Origin of the sequence: Flavobacterium ajazii, assembly GCF_010614725.1 — a bacterium.
Classification (GTDB): Bacteria; Bacteroidota; Bacteroidia; order Flavobacteriales; family Flavobacteriaceae; genus Flavobacterium; species Flavobacterium ajazii.
Window position 1 is genome coordinate 122,938 of the sequence record NZ_JAAEHL010000012.1, and the last position, 17,772, is coordinate 140,709.

Sequence of the window (17,772 nt, forward strand, 5' to 3'; positions counted from 1 at the left end):
CAAAATCAGAAATCATGAAAAAGCAATCTGGATATACCTGGAAATTAGGAATGTTTGTCACAATAGGCCTGCTGCTTTTTATACTGGCAGTCTATTTTATTGGAAAACAGCAAAACCTTTTCGGTTCAACATTTCGAATTACATCGAGTTTTAAAACCGTAAGTGGCTTAGAAGTTGGTAATAACGTACGTTTTTCCGGAATCAATATTGGTACTGTCGATGAAATTCAGCTGGCAAACGACTCCACAGTAATTGTAGGAATGGTTATCAAAGATGATGTCCGGGAATTTATCAAAACAGATGCAAAAGCCAGCATTGGTTCTGACGGACTTATGGGTGATAAAGTGCTTACCATTACACCGGGTATAAAATCGCAGAAAGTAATTGATAATAACGGACAAATCGCTTCAGTCAATGGAATTGAAATGAACGACATTATGAAAAGTGTCAAAAAAAGCATGGATAACGTAAGTGTGATTTCTGAAGAACTGGCCATTTTCAGCCACAGCATGAACAATGGCAACGGAGCTTTGTCAAAACTAATTCGTGATCCCGGAATGGCAAACGCTATGGACAAAACACTTAACAATCTGGAAAAAGGTACAAAAGGTTTCAGCGAAAACATGGAAGCAGCCAAAAGTAATTTCCTATTGAGAGGTTATTTTAAGAAAAAAGAAAAAGAGAAGGAAGAAAAGATAGAAGAAGCCAAAGAAAAAAAGGAAGAACAGCAGGAAAAACTTGAAAAAGAAAAAGAAGAGAAATTGAAGGAAGATAAGAAAAAAGCTGAGCAGGAAGCTAAAAAAACAGAAGACGCCAAAAAGAAACCATAACAATTTAATACATTGACTATGAATTACAATTTCAAAAATATTGCCTTAAAAACATTAAAAATTTCAGGAATAGTCATAGCCTCTGTTTTACTGTTGCTTTTTTTGATTCCGTTACTTTTTCCGGGAAGTGTAGCTTCTGAAGTCAAAAAAATTGCAAACCAAAGATTAGACAGTAAAATAGAATTTTCAAAATCCAGTTTTTCATTTTTTACACACTTCCCTTCCCTGACCGTTTCGCTTGATGATTTGTCACTGACTGGTTCTGCACCTTTTAAAAATGACACTTTATTAAAAGCAAAACAGGTTGCCTTCGGAATTAACATCAAAAGATTATTGTTTGATAATGAAGTAAAAATTAATAAACTATACGTTTCAAACGCCGATATAAATGTAATGGTGAATCAAAAAGGACAGGCCAATTACAATATTTACATTGCGCCTGAAGATCTTTCCGAAAAAGATAAAAACAATAAAAATGCTCCTGAAGAAGGAACTGCAATCCGTTTAGAGCGTATTGATTTTGAAGACTGTAACGTAAAATACAATGACCGTTCAGCCAAAATTCTCGTAGATGCGAGAGGTTTCAATTATGTCGGAAAAGGAAATTTAAGCGAAGATATTTTCGATTTAAATACAGATGCCCAAATTGATAATGTCAGTTTCTATTATAACCGAACGGCTTATTTGAGGAAGAAAGAAGTACATGCCGATTTAATTACCAGAATCAACACACATGCATTGTCTTTTATACTTCAAAAAAATGAATTGCAAATCAACAAATTACCTTTAAAATTTACAGGTTTATTTACCATTTTAAGAGACGGATACAAAATAAACATCAAAGCCGCTTCTGAAAATACCACTTTAAAAGATCTTTTTTCTGTTATGCCTCCCGAATATTTAACCTGGCTGGAAAATACCCAGCTTTCCGGGCGCAGTGATTTGCTTTTTACTTTTAAAGGAAATTATAATGTATCCAAAAAGCAAAAACCAGATCTGGCTTTCAATTTAAAAATTAACGAAGGATCTGTCAATTATAAAAATGCCCCGGTTCCGTTGACCAATTTTCAAATGAACCTGAATACCATCATGCCTTCGCTTGATATCGAAAAACTACGGGTCAATTTAAGCACACTTCGCTTCAACATTGGGCACAACGATTATTTTACGGCTTTCCTGCAAAGCAAAGGATATAGCGAAATGAATGTGAACGCTAAAATAAAAGGAGCATTAGATCTCGCAACGCTTGATGCTGCTTTAGGTTTAAATACACTTGATTTGAAAGGAACTTTAATAACCGATCTTGAAGCAAAAGGACTTTTTAGTACATCTAAAAAATTATTCCCTAAAACTAAAGGCGGAATTTCGTTGGATAACGGCTGGCTCAAAACAGATTCGTATCCAAACCCAATCACAAATATCACTTTTGCAGCCAACGTACTTAATAAAGCCGGCACGTACAAAGACCTGATTATAGCTGTGGCTCCAGCTTCTTTTGTGTTCGAAGGAAATCCTGTCTATGTAAAAGCAGCTCTTTCCGACTTTAACGATTTGGCTTATAATGCCAAAATAAAAGGAGAACTTAACGTGGGCAACATTTACAAAGTGTTTTCAAGAAAAGGTATGGATGTTTCTGGCTATGCGAAGGCTGATCTTTCACTTCGTGGAAAACAAAGTTACGCTGCTACAGGGCAATATGACAAACTGGATAATCGGGGTACCATTCTGTTAAAAAACATCAAAGCTACATCAGAGCTTTTTCCGAAATCTTTCTTTATCAAACAGGGAAATTTCAGATTTCAAAACGAAAAAATGTGGTTTGAGAAATTTTATGCTTCTTATGGAAAATCAGATTTTGATATTAACGGCTATCTTTTAAACACTATCAACTATTTTCTTGAATCCCGGGGCACTTTAAGCGGAAACTTCAATTTGAAGTCAAAACTGATCAATGTTGATGAATTTATGGCACTCGAAAAAGGCGAAAATAAAGACCGAAATCTGGAAGTTGAATATGCAAAAGAAGATCATCCCAAAATGAGCGGAGTCGTCATTGTACCTAAAAACTTAAACGTAAGTCTTACCGCAAATGCTGACAAAGTTGAATATAACGGACTTGTTTTTAATAACCTCAATGGTAAAACTGGTATTTCTAAAGGTAATTTTTATCTGGAAAATGCTGTTTTTAATATAATTGACTGTGCCTTACTAATTGATGCTTCTTACAGAGATGAATCTCCAACAGCAGCCCGTTTTGATGCTCACTTTCGTGCAAAAAACTTTAGCGTACAAAGAGCCTACAAAGAAATTCCGATGTTTCATGATATGGTGACGGTTGCCGAAAAAGCACACGGAATTATATCTATAGATTATAAAATCAAAGGAGATCTGGATGGCAATATGAGTCCAATTTATGAATCTCTTGAAGGTGGCGGAACCCTGAACTTGCGAGATGTAAAAATCAAAGGCTTAAAATTATTTGACGGAATAAGTTCGAAAACAGGTCAGAACGGTTTGAATAATCCCGATATGGAAGGTATCGAAATCAAATCAACTATTGACAATAATCTTATTCATGTTACGCCTTTTACTTTTAGTGTTGCCAGTTTTAAACCCACTATTAAAGGAACGACCAGCTTTGACGGTCTTTTAGATTTACGAATGCGTTTAGGACTTCCTCCTTTTGGTATTATTGGTTTTCCAATTACTATAACGGGCACTCATGAAGCGCCAAAGATAAAAGTATTCAGCAAAACCGGAAAAGAAATACTTGATGCCGTGTATAACGAAAAAAGCAACAAAGTAATTCGGCAGGAAAAAGTTAAGGCAAAGTGATTTTTATTCAATGATAACTTATGATTTGACGAATTACAAATAACCTATCAAAATGAAACTACGCTCAACAGAAAGCTTCTGGCCCTTAAGACATGCGATGGAAAACAGTTATCCCTCTATAGCATCCAATATTGAAACAGAGATTTTAATTATTGGCGGAGGAATTACCGGAGCTCTAATTGCCTACAAACTTATTAAGGAAGGAAAAAAAGTAGTACTCGCAGACTGTCGTGATATTGCTAATGGAAGTACGGCTGCAAGCACTGCCCTGCTGCAATATGAAATCGATGTGTCATTATACGATTTGATCAAAATAAGAGGTACGAAATGTGCTGTTGACAGTTACAAAAACGGAAAACAAGCCATTTTTGATTTACGAAAAATAATCGACGATGTAAAAAGCGACTGTCAGTTTGAATTTAAAAAAAGTATTTATTTCTGCTCTTTGAAAAAAGATGTTCCATTTTTAAAAAATGAATTTACAGCCCGAAAAAAACATGGTTTTGATGTAAAATGGCTCGAAAAATGGGATTTGGAGAAATTTGGATTAAATGCTTTGGCCGCTATAGAATCGGCGACAGCTGCGGTTATGGATCCGTATCGGCTTGCACAGGATTTGTTTCTCTATTGTCAAAAAAAAGGAATGCAGATTTTTGACCGCACCAATATAACTTCAACCGGAAAACAAAACGAAAAACTGGTTGCACATACCGAAAACAGATACACCATCACAGCAGACCATATTATACGCTGCAGCGGTTACGAAAGCACCGAAACGCTTAAAGAAAAAGTAGTTGACCTGAAAAGTACTTATGTTATTGCCTCTGAAAGCATACCCGAATTATCAAATGCTTTTAAAAAAGCTATTTTTTGGGATACTTCTAAACCTTATTTATATTTTAGGGCAACTCGAGATAACCGAATTATCATGGGCGGTGGCGATGAAGATTTTAAAGATCCTCAAAAACGGGATAGATTATTACCTAAAAAAGAACGTTTTCTTTTGACCAAATTTCAAAAAAAGTTTCCGAAAATTAATTTCAAAATCGATTATTCCTGGGCGGGTACTTTTGGAGAAACCCAGGACGGACTTCCCTATTTTGGAAAACCGAATCCCGACAGAAACGAACATTATGTCCTGGGCTTCGGTGGCAACGGAATTACGTTTAGCGTTATGGCAATGAATTCGATACTGGATTCTATTAATAACAAACAAAATCCCGACTTGGATTATTACAGGTTTGGAAGGTGATTTTTGTCTATTAAAATCTTACTTTCATTAAATTTTAATAATCAAAATGCTGTTTGATTATTTACAACAAAAAATAAATATCTTTGAGAAGATAATACGAAGTAAACATTCGCATATACACCCAAATTTAGGCAGATTGGCGAATGTTTATTTCCTATATATGCAAGTTGTGCGTCATTTTAACAAACAGAAAACCAAAACATTTATCAATGAAAAAAATATTATCTGTATTTTTAATTATTTTATTTTGTTTTTCAAATCTGTATGCTCAAAGCAGGAATGATTCTATTTCTAAAATTGAAAAAATAATTTTTAAAATAAATCAAAATTCTAATATAAAAACTTTTGAAGTTCCCTCTTCAAAAATTATTAAGGAGAAAAAATATAATACAAATGAAAATATTATTGTAAAAAAGATTAGTAACAAGATAGTTAAAATTGAATATTATTCTACTAGCAATAATGTGGAAAGTTATGAATCAATAAAAATTTATTTGCAAAATAAAAAACCAATTTTCATTGAAAAAGAGGCAAAAGAAATTATTTATGCAAGACCTGTAAATCCAACAAATGGTACTATAGAAACTCATAAATTTTTAAGAAAATCAAAAAATTATATTTTTAATTGGGATAAAAATCAATTTGAAAATCTCTCTTGGAACTCAAAAACAAATGAGTATGAAAAAACCACTGTTATAAATGGAATGTTTGAAGGTGAAAAATTTGATATTATTAGAATTCTAAATCTAAGCGAAACTTCTATTTCAACCGATTATAAATAAAAAAACGAACGCACAACAACTACTACAACGGATTTGGACAATAGGCTTAATGGAAAGTTGGTTTTGTATTTGGAAGATTTGGCAAATCCGAAAATAGGGCTTAATTTAGTCCCAAACCCGCTGTAGTAGGCGGGACGTTAGGCGAGAGTTATGCCAAAATTACGCAGAAAGAAATCATTAGAAAATATGCATTTATTCCGCAATTATGCGACATTTATTCAACTATGAAACAAAAAAACGTCATATTGCTTATTATACTCTTCTTCTTTGCAACGTCGTTTTCTATTAAAAAAGTTCCAGATGTTTCCTTGGAAAAGATATGGGTTTTAGAAAATTACTTGAATGGAGTTTCTACTTACAAAGCTAAAGCTCGATTTTCTAAAAACAAACCTGGAATCGAATTCAAAAAAGATGGAAGTTTGAAAATTAACCAGAATTCAAGCTGGTGCGGAACCGAACCAATCGAATACGAAATAGCTGATGGAACTTGGCAAAAAACAAACGATTCTATAATAGCGTTTGAACATACATATTGGGGTGGAACAATTAAATTAAGAGCAAAAATTATTCAGTTAACGAAGAAGAAATTAGTTCTAAAACAAATTCATAAATGACAAACAACGCAAAACGAAAATTTTATAGCAGAAGCGTGAAAATCTGAATTTGCCAACAGTAGCGTAAAAAGTTAGCGGTTAAAATCATAATTTCGTGCAAACAACCTTCGCCTAACCGTCGTTACACAATTTGTGTGTTGACATTCATTCATATTCCTGAAAGAATTTAAGCTAATAAATATAGAAATATTTCAAACCTTTAAAAAAATAAAGCAATGCAAAAATTACAATTTAAAAAGGAAATAAACGCATCAGCTCAAAAAGTATATGAAACGATGCTAGGCTTAAAAAACAAGGCCACTTACGAATACTGGACAGCAACTTTTAATCCTACTTCTACTTATGAAGGCAGCTGGAATAAAGGAAGCAAAATTCTTTTTGTAGGAGTTGATGAAAACGGTAAAAAGGGAGGAATGGTTTCGGAAATTGCAGAACACAAGCCTGCCAGTTTTGTTTCTATTCGTCATTACGGTTTTTTAGATGGTGATATCGAAGTAACCACAGGCGAACAAGTAGAAAAATGGGCTGGCGGGCACGAAAATTACAACTTTCAGGAAAACAACGGCATTACAACCGTAACCGTAGAAATGGATACTATTGATGAATATTTAGAGTACTTCAATAATACCTACCCACAAGCATTGAATAAATTAAAAGAAATTTCAGAACAGTAAAAAAACTAACTAAACTAAACATAAAAAACACAGCCAATTTATTTTCTACTTTCGTTAGAACATTCATAATCATAAAATACTGAGATACTAAGATTTTGACTAACGCTAGTCTGTTTATCAAAAAAATACTAAATAATCAATAAAATAAACCTTAGCATCTCAGAGTACTTTATTATGCTGTAATCGCTAATGGATTTTGGTTGAATTTATATTCCTTTGGGCTGCAGTTGAATTTTTGTTTGAAGATTTTAGAGAAATAACTTCTGCTGGTAAAACCAATACAATACACAATTTCCGAGATATTCAAATCGCTGTTTTTAATTAAAATTTCGGCTTTTAAGATACGCATGTGAGTAATAAAATCATTTACCGTTCTGTCATGAATCATTTTAAAACCTTCCTGAAGTTTGTTTGGCGATAAACCAGATTTTTTACTTAGCGATTTAATGGTAAATTGTTCTTCCGGTGTTTCTTTTATCAGATCTGAAAGTTTTTTTATCTCTTCCATTTCCTTCATGGTAAAACAGTTGGTTTCTTTCAGGGAATTATTCATATCATCAGAATGCTGTTGGATTTCCATAGCCAGAATAATTTTCAAGATTCCTTCTTTTAATAAATTACGAACAATTCCGGTTTCGGTAACAGCGCTTAATTCTTCGATTTTTTCGGCTATTTTTAAATTATAAGAACCTACATAGAAAAAGTTATATTCTGAATTCTTTTCAAAAAAAGTTTCCCTTACTTTATAATTCAGCGAATCATAATCAGATGAACCTGAGTTTTGAGTGCCTACTACAATTAGGGTCAGTGTTGTATTGGTATTTTTTTCGAAAAATAAAATATTCTCTTCATCCTGCCTAGAAGAAACAATGGCGGTCTGGAATTTTTTCAGTTTTCTTTCAACTCCCGAAATCCCAAAACTGTGAGATAAGCTTCCTTTAGAACAATAAGAAAAATAAACCGGGGAAATATTCGGATTTCCAATACTGATCCTTACATCTTCAGAAAAAGTCATATCAAATTGCAGACAGGAAACCGAGTCGCTATACGAAGATCCAACAATTGTACCTTTAGCAAAATCATTACAGACCTCCAGAGCGTATTCATCAGAATCAAAAACTATTTTTCCTCCAAAGCTCTGTGTCAGTTCTTCAAATATATTTTTAATCTTATCTTTATGTATAGTTACTAATTTCATTTCATTCGAGGATTTAGGATTATTTTTACAGGCGGAACAATAACATCAGATTTTATCATTAATCTGTATTCCAAAATTCGTTCAAAAACCCCCCACGAATGTTATATAATTTTTGAGAATTGTTTTATAATTACTTCTAAACTATACTTTTATCAGACAAAAAATGAAAAGTTTTTCTTTTGCCCCAATAGCTCCATCCAAAGCAGCCATTTTGATTTTAGGCACCATGCCTGGTACAAAATCACTCGAAATACAGCAATATTATGGTCATGCCCGAAACAATTTCTGGCGTTTTATGTTTGAAATTCTGGAAGAAGATTTCTCTGATGATTACGAAGTAAAAAAAGCTCTTTTGATAAAAAACAAAATTGCCTTATGGGATGTTCTGCAATATTGTGAAAGAATCGGAAGCCTTGACAGTGCCATCAAAAATGAAATTACAAATGATTTCGGGCAATTTTTGAAACAACATCCTCATATTAAAACGATTGTCTTTAATGGTCAGAAGGCAGCCGCTTTCTTTAAAAAACATGTTTCTTTAAAAAATATGGATTATCAATTTATAACCATGCCTTCAACAAGCCCTGCCAATGCCGGCAAAACATTTGATTCTAAGTTAAAGGAATGGAAAGTCATCAGAGATTTATTAAAAAAATGATGAAAACACAATCTTATTAAATTATGCAGAGTTCTATCCTGCACAGCATTACGTCTTGATTTTACAAAACAGAATCGTGAAAACCGAATTCCGATATCGATACTTTGTACTTATTAGAAGCCGTTTCGAAGCTATTGAATATAAGTACACTGATGATCAGATTTTTGCATTGCGATTTGCTTCTGATATAGAATTTTTGCCTTTAATAGAACGGGCACTAGTAGAAAATTTATCAGGTAACACTATCAAAAAAGCAATTACACATTGGAAAGGGGATTATAATCGGGTATAAAATCAATACCAAAAACCATACATTACTGATTATCAAATACTTTTAAACAAAAATAAAATACAAAACAGACAGATGAATGATTTTTTTCGCTAACTTTAATTGTTAAAATTTTATCAATTAAATCTAAAACAGCTCGTTATGAAAAATTTATTTTGTTTGTTGATAGTTTTATTTTCCTGCTTTACATTACACGCCCAGGTTTCTGAAACCTCTGTCAAAGATACTTTGACTCCTCCACAAGATAAACAAAATATCCAGGAAGATTTGCCGTGGCATGCCAGACGGTTTAAATTTACTGCCGGAGTATTTTTTCCATCCAACAATACACAGGTAGAGGTTGGCAGTAATAATGGTGATTTTGGAAATATGATTGATTTTGAAAAAGACTTAGGATTTGACAAATCTACTACCTCATTTGCCGGTGCCTTTGAATGGAGGATTTCAAGAAGATCCAGACTTGGTGCTGAGTATTTTTACTTAAAAAGAACTTCAACCAAAGTTCTTCAGAAAGAGATAGAATTTGGTGATAATGTTTATGAGGTAGATGCAAGAGTTTCTGCTTTTATGAACAACCAAATTTATAGAATTACTTATGGCTATGCTTTTATCTCAAAACCAAAATACGAAATTGGGGCACTTATTGGTGCACATATTATGTTTGCTGACGCTGGTTTAAAACTAGAAGGAAACACCGCACAAGTAGAAAAAAAAGATGATTTTGGTTTCACTGCACCACTACCCGATCTTGGCCTTTGGGGAGAATTTGTTTTAGCAGATAAATGGGGATTATATGTAAATACAAATTACTTCGCCATTAAAATCAATGACATTGATGGCCGTATTTTGAGTTATAACTTGTCAGTTTTATATAATGTTTATAAAAATTTCAGTTTAACAGCCGGATATACAGGTTTAAATATTAGAGTGGATGTAGAAAAAGAAAGACTAAGCGGTTATTTTAAATGGGGATATAATGGTCCTACTTTAACAGCTACTTATTCCTTTGGAAACCATGTTAAGCTTTATAAACATTAAAAGTAAACTCTAAATTTTAAAAATTCCAAAACCATATAAGTGATTATTAAGTCTTACTTTTTTACTTATTATAAAAACAAAACAAGCCCGATCTTTTAAAGTATCGGGCTTGTTTGCTCAAAAAAACTATAAACTTAACACAAACTAACTCATTTTTAAACTTAATACACAGATTAAAAAATACTACCATTCATTAATTCTGATAAAAAGAGGCACTTTTCAAATGTCTTTTATATTTTATTCTGAAGTTTCCAGCTGAAGAACCACATTTTGATAATGTTTGCTCAACGAAAACAGCTGCTCAGCAAAAATCATGATGGCAAGCGGAATGAATAAAAACGTAATCAAATCTTCTTCATATAAAAAATAGGTAGTTACAATGAATATTCGGCCATATTCAAGATAATACATCCATTTTCGCTGTTCTAATAAAGATCCGCAGTTTACTAATGTGATGAGGATAAAAGACAGTACAAAAACTTTATCAAAAAGATTCAGTAACTCAAAATAATAGGTAAAAACAGTTAAAAACAATGTGCAGATTCCTAACTGAATATAAAGGTAATTCCTAAATCGCAACCTCTGATGCGGATTGCTTTTATCCTGCAAAAAGCGTTTTTCTAATGTTGGTCTGATATCCTGATCCATATCAGCGGGGCTTCCAAAAATGGCTTTCCATCTTGCTTTAAAACCTTTGGAACGTCTCCATAATTCATAAATTTCAAAGTAATAATGAAAATGCTGCCACATAAAACTGTAGCTTTTTAACGGATGGGTTAAACCGTATTTTGGTTTCTCTTCCTCCTCCTGAAAAGTGCCAAAAATACGGTCCCAAAAAGTAAACATATCTCCGTAATTTTTATCCAGGTATTTTTCGTCAGAAGCATGATGAACCCCATGAATTGAAGGCGTTACAAAAACATATTCCAGCCATTTTATTTTTCCGACAAGCTGTGTATGCGTAAAAAAAGAATAAGCACCATGAACAATCAGCATTGTAATGACCATGGCGGGATGAAACCCGATGAAAGGGAGAACACACCAAAAACCAGTTCTTATAATGGCCTGAAAAGTTGTAATTCTTGCAGCAGCAGTAAAATTAAATTCTTCACTGTGATGATGTACGATATGTGCCGCCCAGAAAAAATTGATTTCATGTCCAAGCCTGTGGTACCAATACCAGACAAAATCGGTCGCAAGAATTAAGGCTATCCATACAAAAACATTGCTCGGAATTTCCAAAAGCCTGTAATTGTTATAAATGAAATAATACAACTGATAAAAACTTGCAGCGATAAAAAGGTTGATCAGTCTTTCTGCAATACCAATACTAATGTTCGAAACTGAACTTTCGTAATTAAAAATCTCCGGTTTGTTTTTACGCTGTATCAACTTATATTCCAGGAATAAAAAAATGAAAAACGCAGGCATTGCGAACGCAAGAAAATTAATATGTTCCATTTTTAAAAAATCTTTTTACCGATAAAAATTTATTTTCAATACTATAAAAACTACCGAAAGATATTTTCATTGATTAGTTATGCCTGAAATTGTCAAACTATTGCAATCAATGAAAATATTCTTTTTTAAATTATAAACCTGACTTTAATTCTGTTTAAATTTTGAAGCTTCTAGTGCTACTTCTTTCACAGATTGTGTATCCGCAACTTTTTGCAGAGCAATTATATAGGCTGCTATACGTGGTGTAACATTGTGTTTATCTGCAATTCTAAAAACAGTTTCAAAACCTTTTTCAAGTATATCTTCTAAACGTTTGTTTATCTGATGAATTCTCCAGGATTCTAAAAGTGAGTTTTGAAGCCATTCAAAATAAGAAACCGTTACTCCGCCAGCATTCGCTAAAATATCAGGAACTACCAAAACATTATTCTCATGCAGGATTTTATCAGCATCAGAAGAAACCGGACCATTGGCGCCTTCAATAATGATTTTTGCTTTGATATCAGCTGCATTTTTCTGTGTAATAACATCTTCTTTTGCAGCCGGAATTAGTACATCGACATCCAAAAGCAATAATTCCTCATGTTTTATAGCAACTGAATTTGGATATCCTTTAATACTCTTATTATTCAGGTTGTAATACAAAATCAGTTCAGGAATATTAAGCCCTTCCGGATTGTAGAAAGCTTCTGAAACATCACTTACAGCCACAACTTTTAATCCTTTTTCATATAAAAATAAAGCCGAGTGCAATCCAACATTTCCAAATCCCTGAATCGCTACTGAAGATCTTGCCGGCCTTAGTTTTAATTTTTGAAGTGCAAGAAGTGTAATAATACTTACTCCTCTTCCTGTAGCCTCTACTCTTCCCAAAGAACCTCCTGAATGCAAATGTTTTCCGGTAACCACAGCATGGATTGTTTTGCCGTGAACCAAAGAAAATTCATCCATCAGCCAGCCCATTTCATCAGGACCTGTTCCCATATCCGGTGCAGGAACGTCTTTTTCAGGGCCAAAAATATCTGCTAATGCTTTTGTATAAGCTCTCGTAATTTTTTCTAATTCTGTTTTTGAATGTTCTCTTGGATCGCAAATAATTCCGCCTTTTGCTCCTCCAAACGGAATTCCCGTTACAGCAGATTTCCAGGTCATCCAGGCTGCCAGTGCTTTTACCTCATCAAGGTTTACAGCCGTATCATAGCGAATTCCTCCTTTTGATGGTCCTAAAGCCGTGTTGTGAATAACGCGGTATCCTTCAAAATTTTTAGTTGTACCATTATCAAGTGTGATTGAAAAGTTTACAACAATTTGTTTTTCGGGTTTTTGCAATTTCTGTCTGATTGATTCTTCAAGGTTTAAAATATCAGCAGCGATATTAAAACGGTCAATCATTGACTGAAAAGGATTCTGTTTAATTATTTGTAGGCTCATAATTTTTTAGTTTTAAGATTTTTATTCAATTGATTTTGAAATTTTATATTTTAAAGTCTTCTGTTCATTACAAAAGAGTGTTTCACATTTTCTGTACCTCTTTACAGCAGCTGCAACAAGGGATTTTCATCAGAATGCCCTGCATCAGTGTATCGGTGTATTTATTTGATCTCATATTTGTGGTTTTAAATAAATTCTAAAAAAAGCCTTTCATGGGTGATGAAAGGCTAAAAAAAAAAAAAATAACTAACAAGTACTTTCTCTATTAACGCCATTTCAAGACATGATTCAACATGCAGCACATCGTGAAGCTGCATCTGAATAACATCATATTTCGATTATAGTTTTTCATTGTTATGGCAAATTTATAAATATATTTTATAAATTCTATAGAATTGATAGAGTTATTTTTAAAAAAAATCAAACTCTTTTATAAAACCATTATAAAACAAGGTGTTACAAAACGATAATTTTTAATTAATTTGAGAAAAAAAGATAAAAATTATTGCAATTAAGGCTAAAATGATACCTGAAAAGTTAGTTTTGGATAATTTCTCTTTGAAAAAAAGCATTCCAACAAGGCTTCCCAAAACAATAACCCCCATGTTCATTCCGGCAAAAACTGTGGATGGGTTTTCAGAAAATGCTTTATGTGCCTTTAAGTAAAATAATATATTTCCGAAATTGAAAAGTCCGACCAACCCTCCGTAAAAAATGTTTTTAAGTTCAAACTTCACTTTTTTCACTTTAGCATTATAGATCACAATAACCAACGAAACCAGCAAAGCAATATAAAAAACAATAAATAAGGAAGTCGTATATGGTAAATCACTGAAAAGTGCAATTTGTTTAAAAAGTATATCAATTATTCCAAACCCAACTAAAACAATTGCCGGATAAAACCACTTGTTCTGCTCATTTTCTGATGGCTTTCTCAGAATTAGCAACAATGCTAAAAAACCAATCACAAGACCGATTATTTTATAGGTATTGAATTCTTCCTTAAAAATAAACCAGGCTGCGAGTATTGGAATAAAAAGTGATAATCGTTGGGCAGCATCTGTTTTTACAATTCCCATATGCTTGATAGAAGCCGCCAAAAACAGAAAAACTACGGGTAATAAAATACCAACAGCCAAATAAATATTCCACGGAACGTTTGTCGTGATTTGTGTGAGATCCGGGCTGAAAGCAAAATAACAGAACAGGATTGCAAATACATAATTAAAAGTGATAATCTGTCCCGGATTGCAATTGTAATTACGGGTTATTTTAAAAATTACACCTACAGTTACACTACAAATAATACTTAAAATTAGAAACAACATACTTTTTTTTCTGTAAAAATAATGTTTTAAAAATCATTCAAAAAAAATCCGGAAAGATCCCCCAAAATCTTCCGGATTCCTTTTTTAAATTTTGACAGAAAGTTTTGATTTTTGTCTCACAGCAAATAAATGATGCGAATTAAAAACCAGTACGGCTATGAAAATAATAGCATACGCCAAAATCTGCAACGCCGTAATTTTTTCTTTGTAAACAAAACAAGCCAGCCCAAAAGCAATCATCGGATTGATATTCAACAACATTCCAACTGTTGAGGAATTGATTCCGGATAATGCATATAAGTTTAAGAATAATGGTATAATCGTAAAAAATATAGCAATTGTTTCAATACAAAAATAAAAAGTAAACTCTGTAGGTACCGGGCCGCTATATGCCGGGTAAAATGGCACTAACAATAAAGCCGCTAAAGAAATATGAAATGTCAGAATAATAAACTTATCAAAACCTTTATTGACACGCTGGCTTACGAGATAACAAGCGTATGTCAATCCAATAATGATACTAAAAAACATATCCATAATATCTGAATACGATAGCAGCAGACAACCTGAAATACTTAATCCTACTGCGAGCCATTGTGTTTTCTTTAATTTTTCGTGCAGGATAAAATAAGCCAGCAAAGTGGTCAAAATAGGGCAAACCAAATAAGCCAGAGAAGTCGCTTTTACACTAACATGGTTCATTACATAAATAAAAGTAAACCAGTTCGCCATTAGAAAAAAGCTTCCGCCGATATTCAGTAAAATTGTATTTCTTTTTTTGGAAGGCGGTAAAGCCCTGAAAACTTCAATTGTCTCGTTTATTTTTTTTCGCATAAATAAAAACGAAATCAGCAACATTAAAATACTGCAGCTAAAAACACGATAAAACAAAATATCCAGTGAAGCATATTCGTGTATAGGTTTTAGCACAAGGCTGAAAAACCCCCAGGTGGTATAAGCTGTAATGGCAGCCAGATAATATTTTGTAGTTTTCACAGGTAATTTTTGTTAGTTCATCTCTGATAAAGCAAATTTCTTAAAAATAAAACAGCAATACAGATACAGTTTTTGTAAATTGCAGCAGAACAGTTTTTTTATGCGAAATTCAAATTACCTCTATTTACAATTTGCCGATGTTATTGAAAAACAAATAAAATCGGGGCTTTTAAACGTTGGAGACAAATTGCCTTCGATAAGAGAAGTATGCAGTGAAACCGGTTACAGCATGAGTACCGTAAGCAAAGCTTATTATGAAGTTGAAAGCAGATCGTTAATCGAATCACGTCCACAATCAGGTTATTATGTGAGTAATATATCTGCCAGGATTGCTCCAGAGCCAACTTCCAGCTCTCCTATCCTTACCACTCAGAATATTGAACGTGAAGATTTAATCGATTTGGTTTATGGCAACATGACCAATAAAAATGTTACGATGCTTTCTTTGGGTTTTCCATCGAACGAGCTTCTTCCGATAGCCAAACTCAATAAAGGAATGGTTCAGGCGATGCGTCAGCTCCCGAACAGCGGTACCAGCTATGAGGAAATGCAGGGTAATGTAAATTTCAGAAAAGAAATTGCCCGCTGGTCTTTTGCCTGGGGAGGATCGCTGACAGAAGACGATATCATCACCACACCAGGTTGTGTGAGTGCTATTTCGAATTGTCTGATGGCGATAACGAAACCGGGGGATACAATTGTTACTGAAAGTCCTGCATATTTTGGAATATTACAGCTGGCCAGATCTTTGGGCTTATATGTCATGGAATTGCCTACCAATATGACAACCGGAATAGAACTGGAAGCTTTAAAAAAAGCCATTTCAACTAAGAAAGTAAAAGCTTGTGTGTTAATGAGTAATTTTAGTAATCCATCGGGTAGTATGATGCCTAATGAGCACAAAAAAGAAACAGTCCGCTTAATGGAATTGCATAATATTCCGCTTATCGAAGATGATATTCACGGTGATTTGTATTTTGGGTCAGCCAGACCAACAAATTGTAAAACGTATGATCAAAGCGGCATTGTGATGAGCTGCAGTTCGGTTTCTAAAACTTTGGCACCCGGCTATCGTGCAGGCTGGGTTATTCCCGGCAAATTCAAAAAAGAAATTTTAAGAACAAAATTATACCACACAATCTCCTCGCCTACCATTACACATGAGGTCGTAGGTGATTTTCTGAAAAACGGCCGCTATGAAAATCATCTTCGTAAAATTCGTCAAATACTGAATCATAACTGCAATAATTACATCAACACGATTTTAGAATCTTTTCCGAAAGGTACAAAAGTAAGTCAGCCTCAGGGCGGTTTTTTTCTTTGGATAGAACTTGATAAAAAAATTGATACGGCAGAATTTTATCATCTGGCCATGAAACACAATATCAGCATTGCTCCCGGACGTATTTTTACTTTTCAGGATCAGTTTTCAAATTGCATGCGTTTGAGTTTTGGTTTGCCCTGGACAAATGAATTGCGTCAATCTATACAGACATTAGGAAAACTGGCACCCGAGAGTTTTTAGGTAATTAATACATAGTTTTCTTTGTAGACAAAGACGCTTCATTAGTATACAAAGTTAGTGGTGTTTTTATTTTGAATTTAAAACTTCTTCAATACTATTATATGCGATGAGAATATACTCAATATTTGGATTTTCGTTATGGTACAATAAAGAAGTATAAAGTAAGTATGTTTCTCCATTGGCTTTACAATTAATAACATTATCAATTTTCGTTACAAATTCATTGAAAGTGCTATTTAAATACCACCGATCGAATACATTAAATCTAATTTCTGCCTTTTCTTCATCTTCTGAGCATATATAGATTAAAGAGTTTTGAGCATTTTTAAAGAAAGATTTTATTATGTCATCAATTGTTCGTGCAACTGCACTATCAAAAGGCTCAATAGTCTCACTAACTTTTTCAATAATTACTTGATATACATTTTCAATAGTATCTTCAGATACAGAATCAAGAGTTTCATCAATTATAAATACAACTTTATATTCGATGTTATTTTTAGTAGTAAAATTATAAGTACTTGTAACTTCGTTAAAAGTGTAGTTATAAAGGTTTGGCAAACTTAATACCTTTTTGAGTTACTGTTTCAATAGAAGTGTTTCCTTTCAAAAAAGAACGAACAGTAGCTTTATCTTCAACCATTTTGGTTATAGATTTCATTATTGATTCTTTTGTGATCATTTTTTTCATAATGCAAATATATAACTTTCTCTATATTAATTAATACGGTAGTCAACTATTTTAACATTAGTAGATGATCTATTAAGATGATTGTTTTCTTGTTTATTGATTATCTTCATAAAAATCAATAGTTCTAATTAATAATTAAATCAGGTGTTCTCGAGAACAACGCTAACACA

At 33.1% G+C, this 17,772-nt stretch carries 16 protein-coding genes; 10 read left to right on the forward strand and 6 right to left on the reverse strand.

Going from position 1 to position 17,772, the window contains the following annotated elements:
• Positions 1-14 precede the first annotated feature (14 nt).
• The 6 genes from GWR14_RS19630 to GWR14_RS19655 all read left to right on the forward strand — a co-directional run bounded on the left by GWR14_RS19630 (position 15) and on the right by GWR14_RS19655 (position 6,987).
• Positions 15-830, forward strand: coding sequence for an MlaD family protein (locus GWR14_RS19630; RefSeq protein WP_163410845.1), 816 nt, complete (start codon positions 15-17; stop codon positions 828-830).
• 18 nt (positions 831-848) lie between these two features.
• Positions 849-3,665, forward strand: coding sequence for an AsmA family protein (locus GWR14_RS19635; RefSeq protein WP_163410846.1), 2,817 nt, complete (start codon positions 849-851; stop codon positions 3,663-3,665).
• A gap of 52 nt (positions 3,666-3,717) precedes the next feature.
• Positions 3,718-4,917 (forward strand): NAD(P)/FAD-dependent oxidoreductase, encoded by a 1,200-nt coding sequence (locus GWR14_RS19640; protein WP_163410847.1) that lies wholly within the window; start codon positions 3,718-3,720, stop codon positions 4,915-4,917.
• A gap of 209 nt (positions 4,918-5,126) precedes the next feature.
• Positions 5,127-5,699 carry a hypothetical protein gene (locus GWR14_RS19645; protein ID WP_163410848.1) on the forward strand — a complete coding sequence of 191 codons (573 nt, stop codon included), beginning with the start codon at positions 5,127-5,129 and terminating at the stop codon, positions 5,697-5,699.
• Between the two features lie 224 nt (positions 5,700-5,923).
• The gene (locus GWR14_RS19650; RefSeq protein ID WP_163410849.1) at positions 5,924-6,313 is read left to right on the forward strand and encodes a hypothetical protein; all 390 of its coding nucleotides are present in this window, start codon (positions 5,924-5,926) and stop codon (positions 6,311-6,313) included.
• A 215-nt stretch (positions 6,314-6,528) separates the two neighbouring features.
• On the forward strand, positions 6,529-6,987 hold the full coding sequence (locus tag GWR14_RS19655) for an SRPBCC family protein (protein WP_163410850.1): 459 nt from the start codon (positions 6,529-6,531) through the stop codon (positions 6,985-6,987).
• A 172-nt stretch (positions 6,988-7,159) separates the two neighbouring features.
• On the opposite strand, the gene GWR14_RS19660 is transcribed toward GWR14_RS19655, so the two are convergent.
• Entirely contained in the window at positions 7,160-8,185 is a 1,026-nt protein-coding gene (locus GWR14_RS19660) for a helix-turn-helix domain-containing protein (protein WP_163410851.1), read from the reverse strand.
• Between the two features lie 163 nt (positions 8,186-8,348).
• Between GWR14_RS19660 and GWR14_RS19665 the strand changes: the two genes are divergently transcribed.
• The 3 genes from GWR14_RS19665 (at position 8,349) to GWR14_RS19675 (ending at position 10,170) form a co-directional block, all read left to right on the forward strand.
• Positions 8,349-8,843 carry a DNA-deoxyinosine glycosylase gene (locus GWR14_RS19665; protein WP_163410852.1) on the forward strand — a complete coding sequence of 165 codons (495 nt, stop codon included), beginning with the start codon at positions 8,349-8,351 and terminating at the stop codon, positions 8,841-8,843.
• Positions 8,844-8,853: 10 nt separating this feature from the next.
• Positions 8,854-9,135 (forward strand): DUF6526 family protein, encoded by a 282-nt coding sequence (locus GWR14_RS19670; protein ID WP_223150987.1) that lies wholly within the window; start codon positions 8,854-8,856, stop codon positions 9,133-9,135.
• Positions 9,136-9,273: 138 nt separating this feature from the next.
• Positions 9,274-10,170 carry a hypothetical protein gene (locus GWR14_RS19675; protein ID WP_163410853.1) on the forward strand — a complete coding sequence of 299 codons (897 nt, stop codon included), beginning with the start codon at positions 9,274-9,276 and terminating at the stop codon, positions 10,168-10,170.
• A gap of 237 nt (positions 10,171-10,407) precedes the next feature.
• Here GWR14_RS19675 and GWR14_RS19680 read toward each other — a convergent pair whose 3' ends face one another.
• From GWR14_RS19680 to GWR14_RS19695, 4 genes are all read right to left on the reverse strand, one after another.
• Positions 10,408-11,631, reverse strand: coding sequence for a sterol desaturase family protein (locus tag GWR14_RS19680; RefSeq protein WP_163410854.1), 1,224 nt, complete (start codon positions 11,629-11,631; stop codon positions 10,408-10,410).
• 144 nt (positions 11,632-11,775) lie between these two features.
• Entirely contained in the window at positions 11,776-13,062 is a 1,287-nt protein-coding gene (locus GWR14_RS19685) for a Glu/Leu/Phe/Val family dehydrogenase (RefSeq protein WP_187356548.1), read from the reverse strand.
• 473 nt (positions 13,063-13,535) lie between these two features.
• On the reverse strand, positions 13,536-14,390 hold the full coding sequence (locus tag GWR14_RS19690; protein ID WP_163410855.1) for an EamA family transporter: 855 nt from the start codon (positions 14,388-14,390) through the stop codon (positions 13,536-13,538).
• Positions 14,391-14,474: 84 nt separating this feature from the next.
• On the reverse strand, positions 14,475-15,386 hold the full coding sequence (locus GWR14_RS19695; protein ID WP_163410856.1) for an EamA family transporter: 912 nt from the start codon (positions 15,384-15,386) through the stop codon (positions 14,475-14,477).
• A gap of 100 nt (positions 15,387-15,486) precedes the next feature.
• Here GWR14_RS19695 and GWR14_RS19700 point away from each other — a divergent pair, with 100 nt between their 5' ends.
• Complete coding sequence (locus tag GWR14_RS19700; protein WP_163410857.1) at positions 15,487-16,911, forward strand: aminotransferase-like domain-containing protein; 1,425 nt, start codon at positions 15,487-15,489, stop codon at positions 16,909-16,911.
• A 66-nt stretch (positions 16,912-16,977) separates the two neighbouring features.
• On the opposite strand, the gene GWR14_RS19705 is transcribed toward GWR14_RS19700, so the two are convergent.
• Positions 16,978-17,472 carry a DUF6169 family protein gene (locus tag GWR14_RS19705; protein ID WP_163410858.1) on the reverse strand — a complete coding sequence of 165 codons (495 nt, stop codon included), beginning with the start codon at positions 17,470-17,472 and terminating at the stop codon, positions 16,978-16,980.
• Between the last annotated feature and the right edge of the window lie 300 nt (positions 17,473-17,772).

Excerpts from the sequence above, each read along its gene's own strand:
- GWR14_RS19630 (WP_163410845.1), top strand. The coding sequence starts at position 15 with ATGAAAAAGCAATCTGGATATACCTGGAAATTAGGAATGTTTGTCACA.
- GWR14_RS19635 (WP_163410846.1), top strand. The coding sequence starts at position 849 with ATGAATTACAATTTCAAAAATATTGCCTTAAAAACATTAAAAATTTCA.
- GWR14_RS19640 (WP_163410847.1), top strand. The coding sequence starts at position 3,718 with ATGAAACTACGCTCAACAGAAAGCTTCTGGCCCTTAAGACATGCGATG.
- GWR14_RS19645 (WP_163410848.1), top strand. The coding sequence starts at position 5,127 with ATGAAAAAAATATTATCTGTATTTTTAATTATTTTATTTTGTTTTTCA.
- GWR14_RS19650 (WP_163410849.1), top strand. The coding sequence starts at position 5,924 with ATGAAACAAAAAAACGTCATATTGCTTATTATACTCTTCTTCTTTGCA.
- GWR14_RS19655 (WP_163410850.1), top strand. The coding sequence starts at position 6,529 with ATGCAAAAATTACAATTTAAAAAGGAAATAAACGCATCAGCTCAAAAA.
- GWR14_RS19660 (WP_163410851.1), bottom strand. The coding sequence starts at position 8,185 with ATGAAATTAGTAACTATACATAAAGATAAGATTAAAAATATATTTGAA.
- GWR14_RS19665 (WP_163410852.1), top strand. The coding sequence starts at position 8,349 with ATGAAAAGTTTTTCTTTTGCCCCAATAGCTCCATCCAAAGCAGCCATT.
- GWR14_RS19675 (WP_163410853.1), top strand. The coding sequence starts at position 9,274 with ATGAAAAATTTATTTTGTTTGTTGATAGTTTTATTTTCCTGCTTTACA.
- GWR14_RS19680 (WP_163410854.1), bottom strand. The coding sequence starts at position 11,631 with ATGGAACATATTAATTTTCTTGCGTTCGCAATGCCTGCGTTTTTCATT.
- GWR14_RS19685 (WP_187356548.1), bottom strand. The coding sequence starts at position 13,062 with ATGAGCCTACAAATAATTAAACAGAATCCTTTTCAGTCAATGATTGAC.
- GWR14_RS19690 (WP_163410855.1), bottom strand. The coding sequence starts at position 14,390 with ATGTTGTTTCTAATTTTAAGTATTATTTGTAGTGTAACTGTAGGTGTA.
- GWR14_RS19700 (WP_163410857.1), top strand. The coding sequence starts at position 15,487 with ATGCGAAATTCAAATTACCTCTATTTACAATTTGCCGATGTTATTGAA.